The following is a 16,268-nucleotide window of genomic DNA, read 5'->3' on the forward strand; positions in this document are numbered from 1 at the left end:
CCGCCACCCGCTATAATCGCGCGACATTCCGACTGCATTGAGCAGGCCGACGGTGGCGCGCCGTTCGACGCGCCGCACGCCCTTCTCGACAACAACAATGACGAACCAAACCCTCCGACGCCTTCGCCCGTTCGTGCGCGCCGCCGCGCGCGTGCTCGCGTGCGCCCCGCTCCTCGGCGGGCCACTGGCGCTGCATGCGGCCGACGCCGCCGGCACGACCGCTGCCGTGCCCACGTCCGGGCGCTACATCGTCGTCGACACCGGCCACACGCCCGCGCATCCGGGCTCCACCGGCGCCAGCGGCCGCGTCGAATACCTGTACAACCTCGACCTGTCCGGCGCGGTCGCCGACACACTCGCCGCGCACGGCGATCGCGTGCTGCGCACGTCGGCAGACGGCCGCGAGATCGCGCTCGATCGGCGCTCGACGCAAGCGCCCGACGCGAACCTGTTCGTATCGATCCATCACGACTCGATGCAGCAACAGTTCATCGACGCGGGCCGGCAGCGCGAATTCCGCGGCTTCTCGGTGTTCGTGTCGGCGCGCAACCCGCACTATGCGGAAAGCCTGCGTTGCGCGAAGGCGATCGCCGAGCGGCTGGTCGCGGCCGGCGAACGGCCGTCGCTGTATCACGCGCAGCCGATCAAGGGCGAGAACCGCCCGCTGATCGACCCGCCACTCGGCATCCATCGCTTCGACGATCTCGTCGTGCTGCGCACCGCGCCGATTCCCGCCGTGCTCGTCGAGGCTGGCGTGATCGTCAATCCGGACGAAGAAGCGCGGCTCGCGCGCCGCGAGACGATCCAGCGCCTGTCCGCCGCGATCGCGGGCGGCATCGACGCGTGTACGACGCCCGGATAAACGACGGTATCGCCCGCCCGGTTCACCGGTTTTCACCCCAGTCAGGAGACTCACCATGAAGAAAAAGAATCTGCTCGCGTCCTGCGCGTTGCTCGCCCTTGCCGTTCCGTTCGCCGCGCATGCGGCCGGCTGCGGGAAGCCGCGCAGCGCGTTCGACCAGGTGTATTGCACGAGCACGCAGTTCTCGCAGTCCGACCGCGATCTCAACGACGAGTACGGCCGGCTACGCAAGCAACTGAGCGGCGACCAGCAGGCGGCGCTGAAGTCCGGGCAACTCGCGTGGCTGAAACAACGCGATGCGCAGTGCAGCGAGACGCGCGGCAGCAGCTACCTCGTCGATATCCAGTGCGCGAACGACATGACGCAGGCGCGGCTGTCGTTCCTGCGTGAGCGTGAGCGCGAATGCTCGAGCACCGGGTGCGTGACGTCGAAGCTCGGGGAGTAAGGGCGCGACGCATGCGATGCCGCGACGCGTTTTGCGGCATTGCACCCCGAAAGGAATCACACGAGGGCGCTTGACGTCGAACACGACGACGATCGCCCCCTTCCCTGATCGACTTTTCCGACGCGCGCGGCAATCACAGAAACCACCGATACTCCCGCGCGCCGATCTCGTTGCGGAAATCCAGCTCCTCCTGACGTTTGTTCTCGCAATACACCATCACGAACTCGCTGCCGAGCCCTTTGCGCACGGCCGGATGGTCCCGCATCGCGGCGACCGCCGACAGCATCTCCTTCGGAAAATCGATGCCGCTGCCGCGATCGTCGTTGAGCGGCGCGATCGGCTCGAGCCGTGCATCGAGCCCGTGCTCCATCCCGCTCAGGATCGCCGCCAGCACCAGGTACGGGTTCGCATCCGCGCTCGCGAGCCGGTGCTCGATCCGCAGGTTGCGTGTGTCCGACGCCGGAATCCGGATGCACGCGTCGCGATCCTCGAAGCCCCAGCTCGCGCGGCTCGCCGCGTTCACCATCGACCCGTAGCGGCGAAACGCGTTGTGATTCGGCGCGAACACCGGCATGCAATGCGGCAGCAGCGCGAGGCAGCCGGCCACCGCGTGCCGCAACGGCCGCTGCCCGTCTGCCGCAAGCACGTTGCGTCCCGCATCGTCATACAGGCTCACGTGCACGTGCATCCCGCTGCCCGGCGCATGCAGATACGGCTTGCCCATGAAGCTCGCGCGATAGCCATGCCGCAACGCGACGCCGCGGGTACTGCGGCAGAACAGCGCCGACCAGTCTGCTGCGCGCAGCGCGTCGTCGGTATGCCCGAAATTGATCTCGAACTGGCCGGGCCCGAGCTCGGCGGTGATCACCGTCGCATCGACACCCTGGTCGCACGCGGCGTCGACCATCTCGTGCAACACCTCGGAGAAGCGCGACAGGCGCTCGATATGCATGTTCGGTCGATCGTCGCGGTCGTCGCTGAGACGATCGCGCGGATACTGCGGCATGCCTTCCACAAGCTGCGCGGCGAACAGGTAGAACTCGAGCTCGAATGCGACGACCGGCCGGATGCCGCGCGCCGCGAACCGCCGCAGCACGCGCGCGAGCACCTCGCGCGGCTCGAATTCGATCGGCGAATCGGTACCGTCGGAGCTGATCAGCATCTGCGCGAGCGGCTGCCGCTCCCACCGCACAGGCTTCAGCGTGCCGGGGATCAGGCGGCGCGGCGCGTCGGGATCGCCGTCGTTGAAACAGTAATCGCCGATCTTGTAGAGGCCACCCTGCGTGCCGAGCAGCACGCAGTTCTGCGGCAGCTTCAGCAGCGAGCCGGACGCGACTTTCTCGAGCGCGTCGATCGGATAGCGCTTGCCGTAGAAATGCCCGGGCAGGTCGAGGCAGATCAGGTCGACATAACGGATCTCGGGGTGCGCCTGCCGGAATGCGCGGACTTCACCGACCAGCGCGGGAACGACGTCAGTCATGTCTCATCCTTTCCATGTCTTGTAGGGCGGTGCCGCAACGCGGCGAACCGGATTCATGCGGCGCACGGCGCAACGCATGCCGCATGTCGATCAGTACTGCAAACAGGCCGTGTGGCGCGACGGACTGCGGAGGCGCCCGCCCCGCCGACCATTCAGCTCAGGTAAATACCCAGATCACGCGCGTCGGCGCGTCGGTCAGGTTCGCATACCGGAAGCGCTTGTGCGCGGGAAGCTGGAATGCATCGTTCGGGCCGAGCGTGACGGGCGTGTCGTCGCCGTCGATCCAGATCGTCAGCGCTCCTTCGAGCACGAAGCCGCCCTGCTCGTCGCTGTCGTCGACCGGCCGCTCGCCGCTGCTCGCCCCCGGCGCGAGATGGCTTTCGAGGATCGAGAAGCGCGAACGCATGTTCGGCGACACGAGAATGTCGGTAATGCCGGCTGCGTAATGCACGGTGCGGCGTTCGTCGGGCCGCGTGACCCACGGCACGCTGCGCGGCTTGCTCAGGCTGTAAAAATACGTGGTCGGCACGCCGAGCACCTCGCCGATCGCGGTGAGATCCGCGACCGTCGGACGCGACAGCCCGCGCTCGACCTGCGACAGAAAGCCGACCGAGCGGCCGATCCGTTCGGCGAGATCGCTCAGCGTGACCTTGCGATGCTTGCGCAGGTCGCGGATCAGGATCGCCAGACTTTCTATCTCTTCCTGTTCGTTCATGAAGGATTCCGATGCAATCAAACGGTATCGCGCAGGCGGTACCAGACCTTGCCGATCGCCTCCAGCGGCGCGGCCAGCCGGTCGCCGCCGGGAAAGCGCGGGTTGCGAATGCGCTGATACTGCGCGAGCAGATGCGCGTCGCCGAGCACGGCATCGGCCACCGCGCGCGCGCCGGCGAGCGTCGGCAGCACGCCATGCCCCGAAAAGCCCTGCAGCCAGAAGCGCTGCCCGTGGCGGCCGATGTCCGGCGTGCGGCGCATGCTGATGTCGATGTGACCGCCCCACGCGTAGTCGAGCGGCACGCCGGCCAGTTGCGGGAACACGCGTTCGAGGCGCGGGCGCGTCGCCGCCGGGATATCGGCCGGAATGCCGCCGAGATACGTGCAGCCGCCGCCGAACAGCAGCCGGTTGTCGGGGCTCAGGCGGAAATAGTCGGGCACGAACTGGTTGTCGATCACGCAACTGTTGCGCGGCAATAGCGCCCGCGCGACGTCGGGTGCGAGCGGCGCGGTTGCGACCTGGTACGTGCCGACCGGCAGCAGCCGGCGCGCAAGGTCGCGATCGAGCCGGTCGACGTATGCGTTACACGCGAGCACCAGCACGTCCGCGCGCACTTCGCCGCGCGCCGTGCGGGCGACGTGGCCGCCGGCCGTCTCGCGACAGTCGAGCACGCGGCTCTGTTCGAAGATGCGGCCGCCCGCGCGCTCGATCGTTCGCGCGAGGCCGAGTGCGAGCTTGAGCGGATTCAGGTGGCCGGCCTCCGGATCGTGAAGCGCCGCGAGATAGCGCGTGCCGCCGATCCATTCGGGCATCTCGTCACGGCCTATCATGCGCAACCGGTCGTAGCCCCAGCGCTCGGCGGCCTCGTCGCGCGCCTGCGCCAGCATCGCGACGCGCCGCGGCCGCACCGCGGCCCACAGGCTGCCGGGCCGGTAGTCGATGTCGAAACCGTGTCGCGCCGGCAGTTCGCGCACTTCGGCCGCCGCCCAGCGCATGCTGTCCCAGAGCAACCGGGCGCCGTCGCGGCCGAGCGCATCCTCGAGCGGCCGCATGTCGCACGACCAGCCGAGCAGCGCCTGTCCGCCGTTGCGGCCCGACGCGGCCCACGCGACGCGGCTCGCTTCGAGCATGACGACGCGCCTGCCGGCGAGCGCGAGCCGCAGCGCCGTATGCAGCCCGCTGAAGCCCGCGCCGACGACCAGCACGTCGGCGTCGACACGTTCGTCCAGCGCCGGCCGATGCGGGATCGGCGCCGGGTAGGTACCGGCGTAGTAGCTTGCGACGTGACGGTCGGACTGCACGAACATGCGAGCCTCCGTGAAAATATTGCTGCGAAATTTCATGAAAAACTAGCACGACAATTTCACGGAAGCAACGCCAAGAAATTCCAACAAAATAAATTGCGAAGGCCACTAACCCGTCGCGCGTTCCGTTAACCGCTTCGTTGTTTCGCCGAGAGGCCATGGCCAAACCGATACTCGATGACGAATCGTGGTCACTCACCCAACCGCTGTTGTCACCACCGAAGCGGCGTCCGACGCGATACCCCGGACGCAAGCGTCTCGACGATCGCGGCGTCGCCCTCCATTCATACAGTGGGATCGGGTCGAAAGCAGGACCCAATCCCACTGCGTATCCGGTTCGAACGCCTCGCCACCATACATGAGGCGTTCATGAAAATCGCCGTCTGAATCATCTGCTGGAGGCACGTTCAAAAATCGTTCTGTTAGCGTTCCTTAGCGGATGGGATCGCCAACCGGAGCAACGAAACATTCGCTGCGGTCAAGGCTTCGCACGCACTTCCTTGTGAGCATTTTTGAGAATCCACAGTTTCTACACCTATATATTTTCACCACGCGTTCGATAACAAGGCGGGTTCGCCGTCCCCGGCATACGCGCGCAAGCGAAAACGTTTGCCGCCGCCGCGTGAGAGTTTCGTCTCCGCGTGGCCAACATTACGGACGTAACGATACGAACATGAGCGACACGAAACATCGACTTGAAGCGAGTGCTGGCCTTTCCCGTCGCACGTTCCTCTACAGCCTCGGCGCACTCGCGCTTTCGGCGTGCGGCAGCGGCCCGGATACGAGCGAGGCGGCCGCCGCCGGCCGCGCGACAGGCACGGCAGACGCAGCGGCGGGCAATCGCGCGCTTGCGCGCGTCGCGACCGGCACCGACGCCGTCATGACGAGCCAGGCCTTCGTAACCGCCACCAACCGAATATTTTTACGCCCAGGATGTGGGCCGACGTCAATCGAAAGAACATTCCTATATTTTTCAGAAACGAAAGATGCCATCTAGCCCGGCGTTATTCCGCTTTCGAATGTTCGATTTTGTTCGATATCGCATTACCTCCGAGCGAAGTCACGCTCTTTAAATATTTATCATTTAAAAATCGCATGCCACGAATCCGAATGGCGGATACTTTACCAAGACCTATCCAAATCGTCCAACATAAAAAGACATGACATTTTGCATTTCATAGCATCAATTCCAGACGAAGCAAATTACCGAACCATCGGCCATGACATTTTTTGAGGATCGAATGTTAAATACCACATATATTTCAGGTTTGATTCTGCTTGTTTCTTCTATTTTGCAGGGATGCTCCGGCGGCGACGCCTTGCCGTCAAAGCCGGCTCAGAACTCAACAGATCAAAGCTTGAATCAGCAAAATGTCGCACAAAATCAGAACTCCACGCCTCCGCCTCCGGGCAACACGGTACTCGTAGCCAGCGGGTCGATACCTCAGCAGAAAGTCCGAAATCTGGGATCGGGGACGGGGTTCGTTGCGTCGGCACTGTCTGAGAAACTCCCGCCGGGAACGGCCGACGACTACGATGTTCTGGTCGTTTCCAGCGACCAGACTGCAAATCCGGGCGTAATGAAGGAAATTGTCGACGGCCTGGGAAATGGCAAAGAGGTAGTCATCGATTCCGCCGATAGCGGAAAGCCCGGGGGCGCGACCGTCAATTCCGCCGTAGAACAAATTGTCGGCCCGGGAACCGTGGTTGCCGGCGATGCAGTCCGAATTCAACGAGGCCCGAACGGCGACGGCTATCTGATCACCCCGATATTCAATACCGGCGGCGGAAATACCAACGGAGGACCCGACCAGAAGGTTTCAGGCATCGATGCGACACAAAACAACGTCGCGAATATTTTTCAAACCAATGATGGGGGTAACAAGTGAAGTCGAAATCGCTTTTCAATTCCGCGATTGCGGGCGTCGTTTGCCTGTTTCAGGTCGGCCATGCCGTTGCCGGGACGACGTGCCTGCTCGATAGCCAAACCAAGCAGGCAAATCTGGTGGGAAACAGCTCATCCTGGTCGATTCCTATTCAGCAAGCAACCAATACGTGGCAGGACTGGATATGGAGAGGTGATACCTTCCTGTGCAATGGCGTCCGCAATGTAGCTGCCCCGTGTACGTATACATGGACGAAAACCCGTTCCAATGGATACACCGTCAGCGGCAGTGCCAGTTTGAATCCGGAAAGTATTCCGATCGTGGGAGGCATCTTGAATCTGCTTCACGTTGACGCCTCGTATGGGCGCACAGTGACTAATACGGAATCGACTGGCTGGAGTCAACAGGTTCCGGCGGGGAAATATGCCACGTTCGTCGAGGTTGTCGTGCGTCGCTGGAAGCAAGGCGTGTTTCAAGGAGCGTATCAAATCACAAGCAAGCGATGCACGATCGACGAAATTGGGGATGGGCATTTCGCGTGGGGGCATGTGTATTCCTGGAATGGATCGGCCAGATACGGAAACTGGACGGCGAACCAGGCGGTCAATGGTTCCAATTCCGCGTACGGCATGGTCTGGATTCACTGACTTTGTTGCAAGGGTCGTCCGTGATACGCCAAGCCTCAACCGAGGAACGGCTTGAATTCCCGGAAGGAGAGCCGGTTTTTCGTTAACACCCAAGACAGGTCATCACGGCGACCCGAAATTCGCTCTTTTCGTCAAATAGAAGTTGATGTCCAGGTCCACCGCGCTCACCAAGGCGATCGACCAGGTTCGTTCAATCTCCGGGTCGTACGTACCGCGTCGGATCGGCCATGCGCATGCGGCCACGACCGATCCCGTGCATCCTGCCCGCCTTTGCAACGGCATCGCAAACTACGCCGTGAGCAGGCGACCGAATCCCGTGCGCAGCGCAACGCGGTCCTGCAAAGCGAAGACGGCGGCGTTTTCCCGGCAACCGAAGGGCGACGGCTCGCGGCCATGATTCCGGGCGCCCGCTTCGAAACACTCCCTCGGGGCGGACCTCTTGCAATCTCGACCACGCCGGTGCGCTTACCCGGGCACTTTTGCGCTTCCTGACCGGGCCCGATATTGTCGAGTCGTCCTGATTATTCCGCGCTGAAGTTGGGCGGCGCGCGGATGGTCGTCACCGGCACGGCCGACGCCGACCCCGGCTTCGCGCTCGAAGGCCTCGGCTACCGGCCAATCGAACGCGTGTACGGCACGCAGCCGTGAGCGCGGCGCAAGATATTCAGCCCGGCGAGAACGTCGTCGTCAGCAAGAACGTGCGCCCGGGCAGCACGGGGATGAAGTTCGGGTAAAGCGCGGCGCCGTAAAGCTTCCGGTCGAACACGTTCTTCACGCCAAGCTGCACGGCCCACCTCTGCGCGCGGTAGAACACCATCGCATCGACGCGCGCATCGCCGGGCACGACGTAGCCGGGTGCGCCTGTCGCCCGCTGCGAGCGGAAAAACACGCCGCTGCCGACGCCCCAGCCGCGCCACGCCGGCGCCTGCAGCGCGTAGGTCATCCACAGACTGCCGGCGCGCGCCGGCGTGCCCGGCGCCCGGACCTGCGTACCACGCGGGTCGACCGCCACGCCCGAATCGGACACCGTCAGCGAGCCAATCACGTCCAGTCCCGTCAGAACCTTCCCGGCCAAGTCGAACTCGACGCCGCGGTTGTGCTCGCCCGGCACGCGTGCGTAAAAGCCCGGATGCGTCGGATCGCCGATGATCTTGCCATCGTCGCGCAGCTGGTACGCGGCGGCGGTCGCGGTCAGCGCATCGCCGAAGAGCGTGAACTTGATGCCGGTCTCGATCTGCTCGGTGCGGGTGGCCTGCAGGGTCTTGCCGTCCCACGACACGGTGTCGAGCGACGGCCGAAAACCGCGCATCCAGTTTGCATAGATGCTGACCGACGGCGTGATCGCATAGCTGGCGGCGACGCTCGGCGACCAAACCGAATTGCGCACCAACGGCGAGCTTAGCGATTTGTCCAGCAGCGCGTTCGTGTGCCGCAGCGATGCGAGCAGCGTCACCCGATCGGCGATCAGCGCCTGGAGCTGCACGTAACCGCTCAATTGCCGCATCGCCGAATCGGATTCGCGCGCGAGCGGACCGGACGGAATCGACGGCAGCGGATGCGGCGCATACAGGTTCTGGACGGCGGACGCGTACGGTGCGATGTCGGCCGTCGACGACAGCCGCCAGTGCTCGACGCCCGCGAGCATGGTGCCGGACACACCGCCCGCGCGGAACGTGCGCAGCAGTTCCGCCGCCACATCCGATTCATGCCGCCGCTCGACGGAATGCAGGCCGTAGAGTGCGATGTCGCCGGAGCCGTCCAGCAGCGCGTAGGGCACGTGCCAATGCGACACGGTTTCGTATTTCAGCCAGATCGCGCGCACGCGCGCCTGCCAGCCGTCGCCGAACGCGCGCTCGGCGTTCAGCGACGCGCGCAGCGAATCGGTGCCCATGTGGTCGTCGCGCGCGCCGGCGGGCTCGAGCGACGTTTGCGGTAACGGATTGCCGTCATCGCCGCCGACCGAATACGGCAGGACCGGCACGCGCTGCCGGTAATGCTCGAGACGCAGCGTCACATCGGTGTCGGCGTCCCGGTAGCGCACCGACGGCGCGACGAAAAAGCCGCGCTGCCCATCGTAGCCGCCATAGCTGCGTCCGTTCAGGTTGCCGCTCGCTACGAACCGGTAGCCGACCTGCCCGTCGCTCGACACGTCACTCATGTCGAGCATGCTCTCGCGCCGCCCGCGCGACGACAGCGTCGTCTGCAGCGTCGCATGGCGCGCGAACTGCGGCCGCTTCGTGACCAGGTTGACGATGCCGCCGTTTGGCGCGCCTCCGACGAGCGCCGTCGCAGGGCCCTTGACGACCTCGATGCGTTCGATGCCCGCGAGCGGCGGGTAATCGGCGGATTCGACGACGCTCCCGTCGACGAGCAGCGCCTGCGCGGTATAGCCGCGTATCCCGATGCCGTAGTTCGCATTGTTTTCGTCGAACACCGACGTCGCGCCGCTGATGTTCGCGATCGCGTCCGCGACCGATTCCGCCTGCTGGCTCGTCAGCACGGCATGGCTCACGACGCCGACCGACTGCGGCGTGTCGACGAGCGGCAGGTCGAGCCGCGCCGCGGCCGACGAGCGCGTCTCGGCGAAGCCGCCGTCCGCGCCAACCCGAGCGCGCATGCGAATGGGCGGCAACATGATGGTCGCCGCGCCGGCATCCGGTGTACGGGTGCGCTGCAGCGTCCACGTGCCGCCCGCGACGCTGGTCGGTTCGAGCGGCGTGCCCGCCAGCGCGCAGGCGAGCGCGTCGCGCGCGGTCATCGTGCCATCGACCGGCCCGGCCCAGCGGCCGGCCGTCAGTACGCTGTCGAACGACAGCACGACGTGCGCCTGCCGCGCAACCTCGAGCAACACGGCATCGAGCGCGCCGCCCGGTACGTGAAAGGTGACGACGCCCTCGTCGGCGCAGGCGGCGGCCGTCGCCGCGCCCCACCAGACGCCCGCCAGCATCGCTCGTCCGACGATGTCGTTTATTTCGAATCGACTAAACACACTAAACATGCTTACTTCTCTGCCAGGTCGGAGCGCGAGCATACAGGGTCCGCGTGAACGTCAAAAAAAGCGGTGGCCGGCATGCATTCACGGCAATAGGATGTGTAGCATCACGAAGAACAGCGGCGGCGCACCGCAGAGCGATTGCGAAGCCGTGTCGGATTCGCAGCCTGCGACACACAGGCTCCGGCCCTCGGGCACGCACGCCTGCGTGACGCTCCCGCTCGACGCGATACGCCCGTCGACGGGCTGTACGGGCCGGCCGGCCGATAACCCGACACGCGCAGCCATGCGGCCGCCGCGCGACCGTCACGGCAACGTCGCCACACCGCAGCGAATTCGTCTTGCGCGAATCGCGGGTAAAAATGCGCACCGGCATCGAGGTTGAGTGCTCGTATATTCTTTGCTAGCCTGCGTGCAAGGCGCTCCTGGCCGCTCCAACCGTTCGATGCAACATGGAATTCAGCATGACGACGCTTGCCGCTGTCCCACCCGTCGACGCAATCTTCCGCAACGACTACCCCTGGCTGCTCGGCCGTCTGCGCTACAAGCTCGGCTGTGCGTTTACGGCTGAAGACATCGCTTCCGAAACGTTCGTGCAACTGATCGCGCAAGCCGGCACATCGTCCGTGCGGGAGCCGCGCGCGTTGCTGACGACAATCGCCCACCGCCTCGTCTACGACTTCTGGCGCCGCCGCGACCTCGAGCGCGCGTACCTCGCCGTGCTCGCCGCACGCCCGGAAAGCGTCGCACCGTCCGAGGAGGAGCGCGCGCTTGTCGTCGAAACGCTGCATGCGATCGACCGGATGCTGGCCGGGCTGTCCGCGAAGGCGCGCAACGCGTTCATCTACAGCCAGTTCCACGGGCTCACGCATGCCGAAATCGCCGACCGGCTCGGCGTATCGAAGCGCACCGTGCGCGACTATCTCGCGCAGGCGCTGCGCGCGTGCTATCTCGCGTCTTTGCAGTGAATCTGGCCGATCAACCGAAAGTGGTCGACGCGATCGACCCGCGCGTACTCGACGATGCGATCCGCTGGATGGTGCTGCTGCGCTCGGGCGATGCGACCGGGCGCGACCGCGCGCGCTTCGACGCGTGGCTGCGCGCCGATCCCGCACACGCGCGCGCGGTCGCGCGGCTCGACGCATCGCTCGGCGCGCTGACGCCGCCGGCAACGCACGGCCTCGCGCCGAGCGCGCTCGGCGATGCGCTATTGGCCGTACCCGCACGCCGGCGCGTCGTGCGCGGCGTGCTGTCGTTCGGCGCGCTCGTCGCTGGCGCGGGCGCGCTCGCCGATCGCTTCTCCCCCATCGCCGAGTGGTCGGCCGACCTGCAGACGAACACCGGCGAGCAGCGCACCGCGACGCTTGCCGACGGCTCGTCGCTGATGCTCGCCGCGCGCAGCGCGGTCGACGTCGACTACCGGGTGGACGAGCGCGGCGTGCGGTTGCGCGCGGGCGCGCTGCTCGTGCGCGCGGCGGCGAACGCGCGCCCGTTCGTGGTCCGGCATGCCGAGCGCATGGTGCGCGCGCGCGCCGGCAGGTTCGCGGTTCGTGTGGACGGCCCGTGGCTGCACGTCGCCGCACTCGATGCGCCGGTCGGAATCGCGGTGCCGGGTGGCGCGACGCTGTCGCTGCGGCCCGGACTCACCGCGCGCGCCGGCGTCGACCTCATCGAGCCACTCGCCGCCAACGCGACGGACGAAGCCGCATGGACCGGCGGCCAGTTGGTCATACACACCGAGCCGCTCGGCGCGGTGATTTCGCGGCTGCGTCCGTACTACCCCGGCGTGATCCGCGTGACCGACGCCGCCGCCGCGCTGCCCGTCACCGGCGTGTTCCGACTCGACGATCCGCCGCGCACCCTCGCCGCGCTCGCCGCGACGCTACCGCTGGAGGTCCGGCGCTATGCGGGATGCGTTGTGCTCGTTTCGCTCGCGTCGCAAGCCTGACGCGCACCGGGAGCGCGGCGCGATTGCCCGGGTGATCGCCCGATTGCCCGTGGTAACCCATCCAACGCCAGACAGCAAAAATTTTTTGCGGAAGGCACGTCACTTTTCGTCACTCGTCGCACAAGCAATCTGAAACACCGCAAAGTCGCGACACCGCAGGCGAACGGCAAAACCGTCCCGTGCGTGCAGGCACGGCCCGTCCCGGCGAACTGCCGGGCGCCGCCGCGCGACGACGGGCGCGGACGCCGATATTCCGTTTCGATTTGAAGAGGTCACTTTGGACTATGCCCTCCTGACCCGCGACCTGCGTCTGGCCGACCGCATCGCGGACAGCCTCGGGCGCGGCGAGCGCCGCGGCGACCGGTTCGCCGACGAGCTGACGATGCTGCGCGCATTGCGCCACCGGCCGTACGACCTGATCGTGTTCGACGCGCGCTGCGTCAATGCGACCCACAATCCGGTGCTGTCGTGGCGCGCGTGCCACGCGGACAGCCGCGCGCCGGTCGTGGTGGTCGGCTCGTTCGACGGGCCCGCCGAGATGTTCCTCTGGTACGACCTCGGCGCGGCCGACGTGTTGACGCTGCCGTTCGATCCCAACGAGCTGTACGTGCGCGCGACGCTCGCCCGGCGCGGGCAGGCCCGCGCCGCCTCGGCCCCGGCCCGCCTGTCGGTCGGTCCGTATGCGCTCGATCGCGATACGGGCACGGTCAAGCTGCACGGCGGCGCGATCGCGCTGACGTCGCGCGAGTTCGCGATGGCCTGGCTGTTCTTCTCGAACCCCGGCACCTGCTTCAATCGCGGCCAGGTCGCAAAATCGATCTGGGGCAACTACCGCGACTGCGCGGACCGGACGATCGAGCAACACATCTACAAGCTGCGCAAGAAGCTCTCGCTCGGCATTGCGAACGACGTCGCGCTGCGCACCGTGTATGGCTTTGGCTACAAACTCGAAGTCGGGTCGTGCAGCGACGCGCATGAGCCGGAATTCGCGACGCCGACAGCAGCCGGCCCGCACCCGGCCGCGTGAGGTAGGCTGTCGAACGCGTGCGCGCGGCGGCAGGTTCGTCGCGCATCGCGTCCGGCCGCCCGCCGTCACCGCGAACCGGTGGCTGCGGCCGCTGCCCGCAGGCGCGACCGGTCCGCGACGCGCCGCGCCGCGCCGCGAAGAACGCGATGCCTTGGTCTATCGCGCACACATAGCCGACGCGGGGCGCGAGCCGGTTGTCCGTAGGCGGCGAAAACGGACCGGCCGAAAACGCGACGGTCTGGCCGGGCTTCACCCGACAGCGGATGAACCTCCAGACCGGCCGCCCCGACTCATCGACCATCGCGGGTTCGTCGGCGAAGCTCAGCGTGCCGTCCGGCGTGATCCGCTACGCGTTGATTCGCAGCCCGCCGCATGTCGTGCCCGGCGCGGTTGCCGTGCCAGCCGGCGCGCATTTCGGCAGATCGCCCTTGAAGGACACGCCCGCGCGCTGGTTCAGCGTGTTTTCCACTTCGCTCGGACCGGACAACCGTATCGTCGGCCCTTGTGGGCGGAAAGGCATGGCGCGTCCGCGGCCCCTCGCCGCGCAGTCGCCCGGCGACTCGCTTGACAGCTCACCACGAAAGTCAACATTCTCGATGAGTGTTTTTGAAATCGTCTCTTAGCAAAAATCCAACTATCCATATCAATTCAGTTAGCCGTATATCTAAAAATTTTTCAATTTTTTGTGCATATTTGGTGCTTTTTAAGCGATTTTCATCCATATAATCCGGACATCGGTGGTCCATCGATATTCGGATGACCAGGAATTCCGCCGCGATTACGACAGCACTTGATGCCTTCCATGAGATTTTTTGAGGATTCCGGCGTGATTCACCTTATATATTTTCGTCCTGTGTTCGTTAACCCGACGAACTCGCCGTTCTCCGCATACGCTCGCAAGCGCAAACGTTTGCCGTCGTTGCGCGAGTCGCTTATCGCTGCATGAATCAAGTTATGGACGACAGAACGATACGAACATGACCGACACGAAACATCGACTCGAAACGAATGCCGACCTCTTCCGACGCACGTTTCTTCACAGTCTCGGTGCGATCGACAGGTTCCGCCTCCATCACGACGCGCCGCCCGCCGATCAGGCCGTGGTGCTTGCCTGCGGGATCTGATGCGTCCTCGCAACGGCTCACTCGCCATCCGGACGTCACGCTCACGTCGGAATGGGGCGATTCCGCTTCCTCTCGAAATGCGCGTCCCGTGCCCTCTACACACGCTGTCCGCCTGCGCTGCGCCGTGATTTCCACTCCGAATCCGCATGCTCATCAATCACACACCCTGGTTCGTCCTGCATCGCCCGCGTCCCCGGGCAACGCACCGGCTGTTCTGCTTCCCGTATGCCGGCGGCGGATCGCTGCTGTACCGGAGCTGGGCGTTTGAACTGCCAGACTGGCTCGAAGTCGTCGCCATCGAACCACCGGGGCGCCAAACCCGCTTTGCGGAAGCGGCGCTCACGTCGCTCGACACAATGTGCACCGCGCTTGCGACGGCGGCGGCCGGCCTGCTCGACAAGCCGTTTGGCACGTTCGGCTACAGCTTGGGCAGCGTCGTCAGCATCGAATGGACAAGGGAACTCGTTCGGCGCGGCCTTCCCACCCCTTCGCACGCATTCAGCGCCGCACACCGCGCGCCGCACGTGGCGCCAAGCGGGCCGCCGGCCCATCGGCTATCCGATCCGGAACTGATCGAGTGGCTGAAAGCGATGGGCGGAACGCCGGCTGCCTTGCTGTCGGAGCCCGAATGGCTAGGGCACTTCCTGACGTCGCTGCGTGCCGATCTCGCACTCGCCGACGGGTACCGGGTGGATACGCCATTCGTGTTGCCGTGCGGGCTGACGGTGTTCGGTGGTCTGCGCGATCCCCATGTCGCGAGCGATGCATTGGCCGAGTGGGCCCGCTACAGCGGGGGGCCATTCGCGCTGCACCGGTTCGACGGCGGGCACTTCTTTCTCCAGGCGTGGGAACAGGAGATTCGGAACCGCGTCGTCGCCGCGCTGACCGACCCTACGTAGCAGTCCCGTCAAATCGGCACCAGCATGCCGCGGGGAAATCTGCCGGCCAGTGTACGCCCGGTGCCGCGCACCGGTCGCACCTGCCGGCATTTGCGGCATTGCATGCCGACATCGGGATTGAAAAGGAGAACGACCTCGATCGACACGATCAGTATGAGTTGAAAGTCCATAACGATGAATAAGCAAGCGCTATCGGTCAGCGGGAGACACCTTCAGTAACACGGGCCGAATTTATTCAAATTTCATCGGGTATCGAACCATGACGACTCAATGGCATGAAATTTACTTGGGCATAGAGAATGCGAAGACCATGTCCGATCTTGCCGATACAGCCTCGCGCGCTGTATCGAGGATCGGCTTTTCCAACTGGCTTTTCGAAGTCAAATCCACATGCTCCGGCAACGACTCGGAATTCTTTTCCGACCGCGGGCAATACGAAAGCTGGATCAAGTATTACAAGGATGCGGATTTCCTTCCGGGTGGCAGTCCCGTCTATGCCGCACTCCGAACCAAAGGCCTGGCAGAATGGAGCGACGGCGCACGCTTCGTTCTTACCCAGTGCAGCTGGATCGGTGCCGATTTACCCGCCCTGTTTTCGGTCGGACGAGAAATCACACCTGTAAGAGTCGAGGAAAAGGCGACGAATGCCCCGTACATCGCGTGGCTCGCCGGCGCGATCCATGCGAAGTTCATCGCGCTGTCGGCGCCGACGCCGAAAACGGGCGACGTGTGCAGTCTTACGGACCGCGAACGGGAACTGCTGCGGTGGACCGCGCTCGGCAAGACGGCCGGCGAAGTCGCGTCTATCGTCGGGCTCACGACACGCACCGTCTATTTCCACCTGAAAAACGCGATGCTCAAGATGAATGCGACCAATACACTGCAAGCGGTCGTGAAGGCGATGGTACTCGGCCTGATCTGAGGCCGTACCATGCCGCG

16 protein-coding genes and 1 pseudogene are annotated in these 16,268 nt (G+C 65.0%); 13 read left to right on the top strand and 4 right to left on the bottom strand.

Going from position 1 to position 16,268, the window contains the following annotated elements; translation table 11 throughout:
* Nucleotides 1-97: 97 nt before the first annotated feature.
* Together CFB35_RS24870 and CFB35_RS24875 are read left to right on the top strand one after the other, a co-directional pair.
* Complete coding sequence (locus tag CFB35_RS24870; RefSeq protein ID WP_059584647.1) at nucleotides 98-862, top strand: N-acetylmuramoyl-L-alanine amidase; 765 nt, start codon at nucleotides 98-100, stop codon at nucleotides 860-862.
* Nucleotides 863-917: 55 nt separating this feature from the next.
* Nucleotides 918-1,307 carry a lysozyme inhibitor LprI family protein gene (locus CFB35_RS24875; protein ID WP_059584645.1) on the top strand — a complete coding sequence of 130 codons (390 nt, stop codon included), beginning with the start codon at nucleotides 918-920 and terminating at the stop codon, nucleotides 1,305-1,307.
* Between the two features lie 133 nt (nucleotides 1,308-1,440).
* On the opposite strand, the gene CFB35_RS24880 is transcribed toward CFB35_RS24875, so the two are convergent.
* The 3 genes from CFB35_RS24880 to CFB35_RS24890 all read right to left on the bottom strand — a co-directional run bounded on the left by CFB35_RS24880 (nucleotide 1,441) and on the right by CFB35_RS24890 (nucleotide 4,809).
* On the bottom strand, nucleotides 1,441-2,787 hold the full coding sequence (locus CFB35_RS24880; protein ID WP_059584643.1) for a glutamine synthetase family protein: 1,347 nt from the start codon (nucleotides 2,785-2,787) through the stop codon (nucleotides 1,441-1,443).
* A gap of 157 nt (nucleotides 2,788-2,944) precedes the next feature.
* On the bottom strand, nucleotides 2,945-3,502 hold the full coding sequence (locus CFB35_RS24885; protein WP_059584641.1) for a helix-turn-helix domain-containing protein: 558 nt from the start codon (nucleotides 3,500-3,502) through the stop codon (nucleotides 2,945-2,947).
* A gap of 17 nt (nucleotides 3,503-3,519) precedes the next feature.
* Nucleotides 3,520-4,809, bottom strand: coding sequence for an FAD-binding oxidoreductase (locus CFB35_RS24890; RefSeq protein WP_059584639.1), 1,290 nt, complete (start codon nucleotides 4,807-4,809; stop codon nucleotides 3,520-3,522).
* Nucleotides 4,810-4,964: 155 nt separating this feature from the next.
* Here CFB35_RS24890 and CFB35_RS35710 point away from each other — a divergent pair.
* The 5 genes and pseudogenes from CFB35_RS35710 to CFB35_RS35095 all read left to right on the top strand — a co-directional run.
* Nucleotides 4,965-5,081, top strand: a pseudogene (locus CFB35_RS35710) (IS5/IS1182 family transposase); the annotation flags it as partial.
* 398 nt (nucleotides 5,082-5,479) lie between these two features.
* Complete coding sequence (locus CFB35_RS34575) at nucleotides 5,480-5,803, top strand: hypothetical protein (RefSeq protein WP_124657755.1); 324 nt, start codon at nucleotides 5,480-5,482, stop codon at nucleotides 5,801-5,803.
* A 223-nt stretch (nucleotides 5,804-6,026) separates the two neighbouring features.
* On the top strand, nucleotides 6,027-6,695 hold the full coding sequence (locus tag CFB35_RS34580) for a hypothetical protein (protein WP_143328755.1): 669 nt from the start codon (nucleotides 6,027-6,029) through the stop codon (nucleotides 6,693-6,695).
* Nucleotides 6,692-7,339, top strand: a complete 648-nt coding sequence (locus CFB35_RS34585; RefSeq protein ID WP_124657753.1) for a hypothetical protein — start codon at nucleotides 6,692-6,694, stop codon at nucleotides 7,337-7,339. The genes CFB35_RS34580 and CFB35_RS34585 overlap by 4 nt, the downstream gene beginning before the upstream one ends.
* A gap of 504 nt (nucleotides 7,340-7,843) precedes the next feature.
* Nucleotides 7,844-7,987 carry a hypothetical protein gene (locus CFB35_RS35095; RefSeq protein ID WP_155634557.1) on the top strand — a complete coding sequence of 48 codons (144 nt, stop codon included), beginning with the start codon at nucleotides 7,844-7,846 and terminating at the stop codon, nucleotides 7,985-7,987.
* A 16-nt stretch (nucleotides 7,988-8,003) separates the two neighbouring features.
* Here the strand turns inward: CFB35_RS35095 and CFB35_RS24900 are convergent, their stop codons facing one another.
* Complete coding sequence (locus CFB35_RS24900; protein ID WP_059584635.1) at nucleotides 8,004-10,286, bottom strand: TonB-dependent receptor; 2,283 nt, start codon at nucleotides 10,284-10,286, stop codon at nucleotides 8,004-8,006.
* Nucleotides 10,287-10,795: 509 nt separating this feature from the next.
* On the opposite strand from CFB35_RS24900, the gene CFB35_RS24905 reads away from it, so the two are divergent.
* The 6 genes from CFB35_RS24905 (at nucleotide 10,796) to CFB35_RS24930 (ending at nucleotide 16,251) form a co-directional block, all read left to right on the top strand.
* A complete protein-coding gene (locus CFB35_RS24905) occupies nucleotides 10,796-11,299 on the top strand; it encodes a sigma-70 family RNA polymerase sigma factor (RefSeq protein ID WP_059585104.1) in 504 nt (167 codons plus the stop codon).
* A complete protein-coding gene (locus CFB35_RS24910; protein ID WP_089465690.1) occupies nucleotides 11,296-12,279 on the top strand; it encodes a FecR domain-containing protein in 984 nt (327 codons plus the stop codon). The genes CFB35_RS24905 and CFB35_RS24910 overlap by 4 nt, the downstream gene beginning before the upstream one ends.
* A 277-nt stretch (nucleotides 12,280-12,556) precedes the next feature.
* On the top strand, nucleotides 12,557-13,306 hold the full coding sequence (locus CFB35_RS24915; protein WP_059584633.1) for a response regulator transcription factor: 750 nt from the start codon (nucleotides 12,557-12,559) through the stop codon (nucleotides 13,304-13,306).
* A gap of 977 nt (nucleotides 13,307-14,283) precedes the next feature.
* Nucleotides 14,284-14,430 (top strand): hypothetical protein, encoded by a 147-nt coding sequence (locus tag CFB35_RS35100; protein WP_155634556.1) that lies wholly within the window; start codon nucleotides 14,284-14,286, stop codon nucleotides 14,428-14,430.
* A gap of 146 nt (nucleotides 14,431-14,576) precedes the next feature.
* Nucleotides 14,577-15,329 (top strand): thioesterase II family protein, encoded by a 753-nt coding sequence (locus tag CFB35_RS24925; protein ID WP_059584631.1) that lies wholly within the window; start codon nucleotides 14,577-14,579, stop codon nucleotides 15,327-15,329.
* Between the two features lie 259 nt (nucleotides 15,330-15,588).
* Nucleotides 15,589-16,251, top strand: coding sequence for a helix-turn-helix transcriptional regulator (locus CFB35_RS24930; RefSeq protein ID WP_081059157.1), 663 nt, complete (start codon nucleotides 15,589-15,591; stop codon nucleotides 16,249-16,251).
* Nucleotides 16,252-16,268 lie beyond the last annotated feature (17 nt).

Source organism: Burkholderia sp. AU16482 (assembly GCF_002223285.1).
GTDB classification, from domain to species: Bacteria; Pseudomonadota; Gammaproteobacteria; order Burkholderiales; family Burkholderiaceae; genus Burkholderia; species Burkholderia semiarida.

Excerpts from the sequence above, each read along its gene's own strand:
- CFB35_RS34580 (WP_143328755.1), top strand. The coding sequence starts at position 6,027 with ATGACATTTTTTGAGGATCGAATGTTAAATACCACATATATTTCAGGT.
- CFB35_RS24930 (WP_081059157.1), top strand. The coding sequence starts at position 15,589 with ATGACGACTCAATGGCATGAAATTTACTTGGGCATAGAGAATGCGAAG.
- CFB35_RS24905 (WP_059585104.1), top strand. The coding sequence starts at position 10,796 with ATGACGACGCTTGCCGCTGTCCCACCCGTCGACGCAATCTTCCGCAAC.
- CFB35_RS35100 (WP_155634556.1), top strand. The coding sequence starts at position 14,284 with ATGACCGACACGAAACATCGACTCGAAACGAATGCCGACCTCTTCCGA.
- CFB35_RS24900 (WP_059584635.1), bottom strand. The coding sequence starts at position 10,286 with ATGCTGGCGGGCGTCTGGTGGGGCGCGGCGACGGCCGCCGCCTGCGCC.
- CFB35_RS34575 (WP_124657755.1), top strand. The coding sequence starts at position 5,480 with ATGAGCGACACGAAACATCGACTTGAAGCGAGTGCTGGCCTTTCCCGT.
- CFB35_RS24875 (WP_059584645.1), top strand. The coding sequence starts at position 918 with ATGAAGAAAAAGAATCTGCTCGCGTCCTGCGCGTTGCTCGCCCTTGCC.
- CFB35_RS24925 (WP_059584631.1), top strand. The coding sequence starts at position 14,577 with ATGCTCATCAATCACACACCCTGGTTCGTCCTGCATCGCCCGCGTCCC.
- CFB35_RS24890 (WP_059584639.1), bottom strand. The coding sequence starts at position 4,809 with ATGTTCGTGCAGTCCGACCGTCACGTCGCAAGCTACTACGCCGGTACC.
- CFB35_RS24880 (WP_059584643.1), bottom strand. The coding sequence starts at position 2,787 with ATGACTGACGTCGTTCCCGCGCTGGTCGGTGAAGTCCGCGCATTCCGG.
- CFB35_RS24870 (WP_059584647.1), top strand. The coding sequence starts at position 98 with ATGACGAACCAAACCCTCCGACGCCTTCGCCCGTTCGTGCGCGCCGCC.
- CFB35_RS24885 (WP_059584641.1), bottom strand. The coding sequence starts at position 3,502 with ATGAACGAACAGGAAGAGATAGAAAGTCTGGCGATCCTGATCCGCGAC.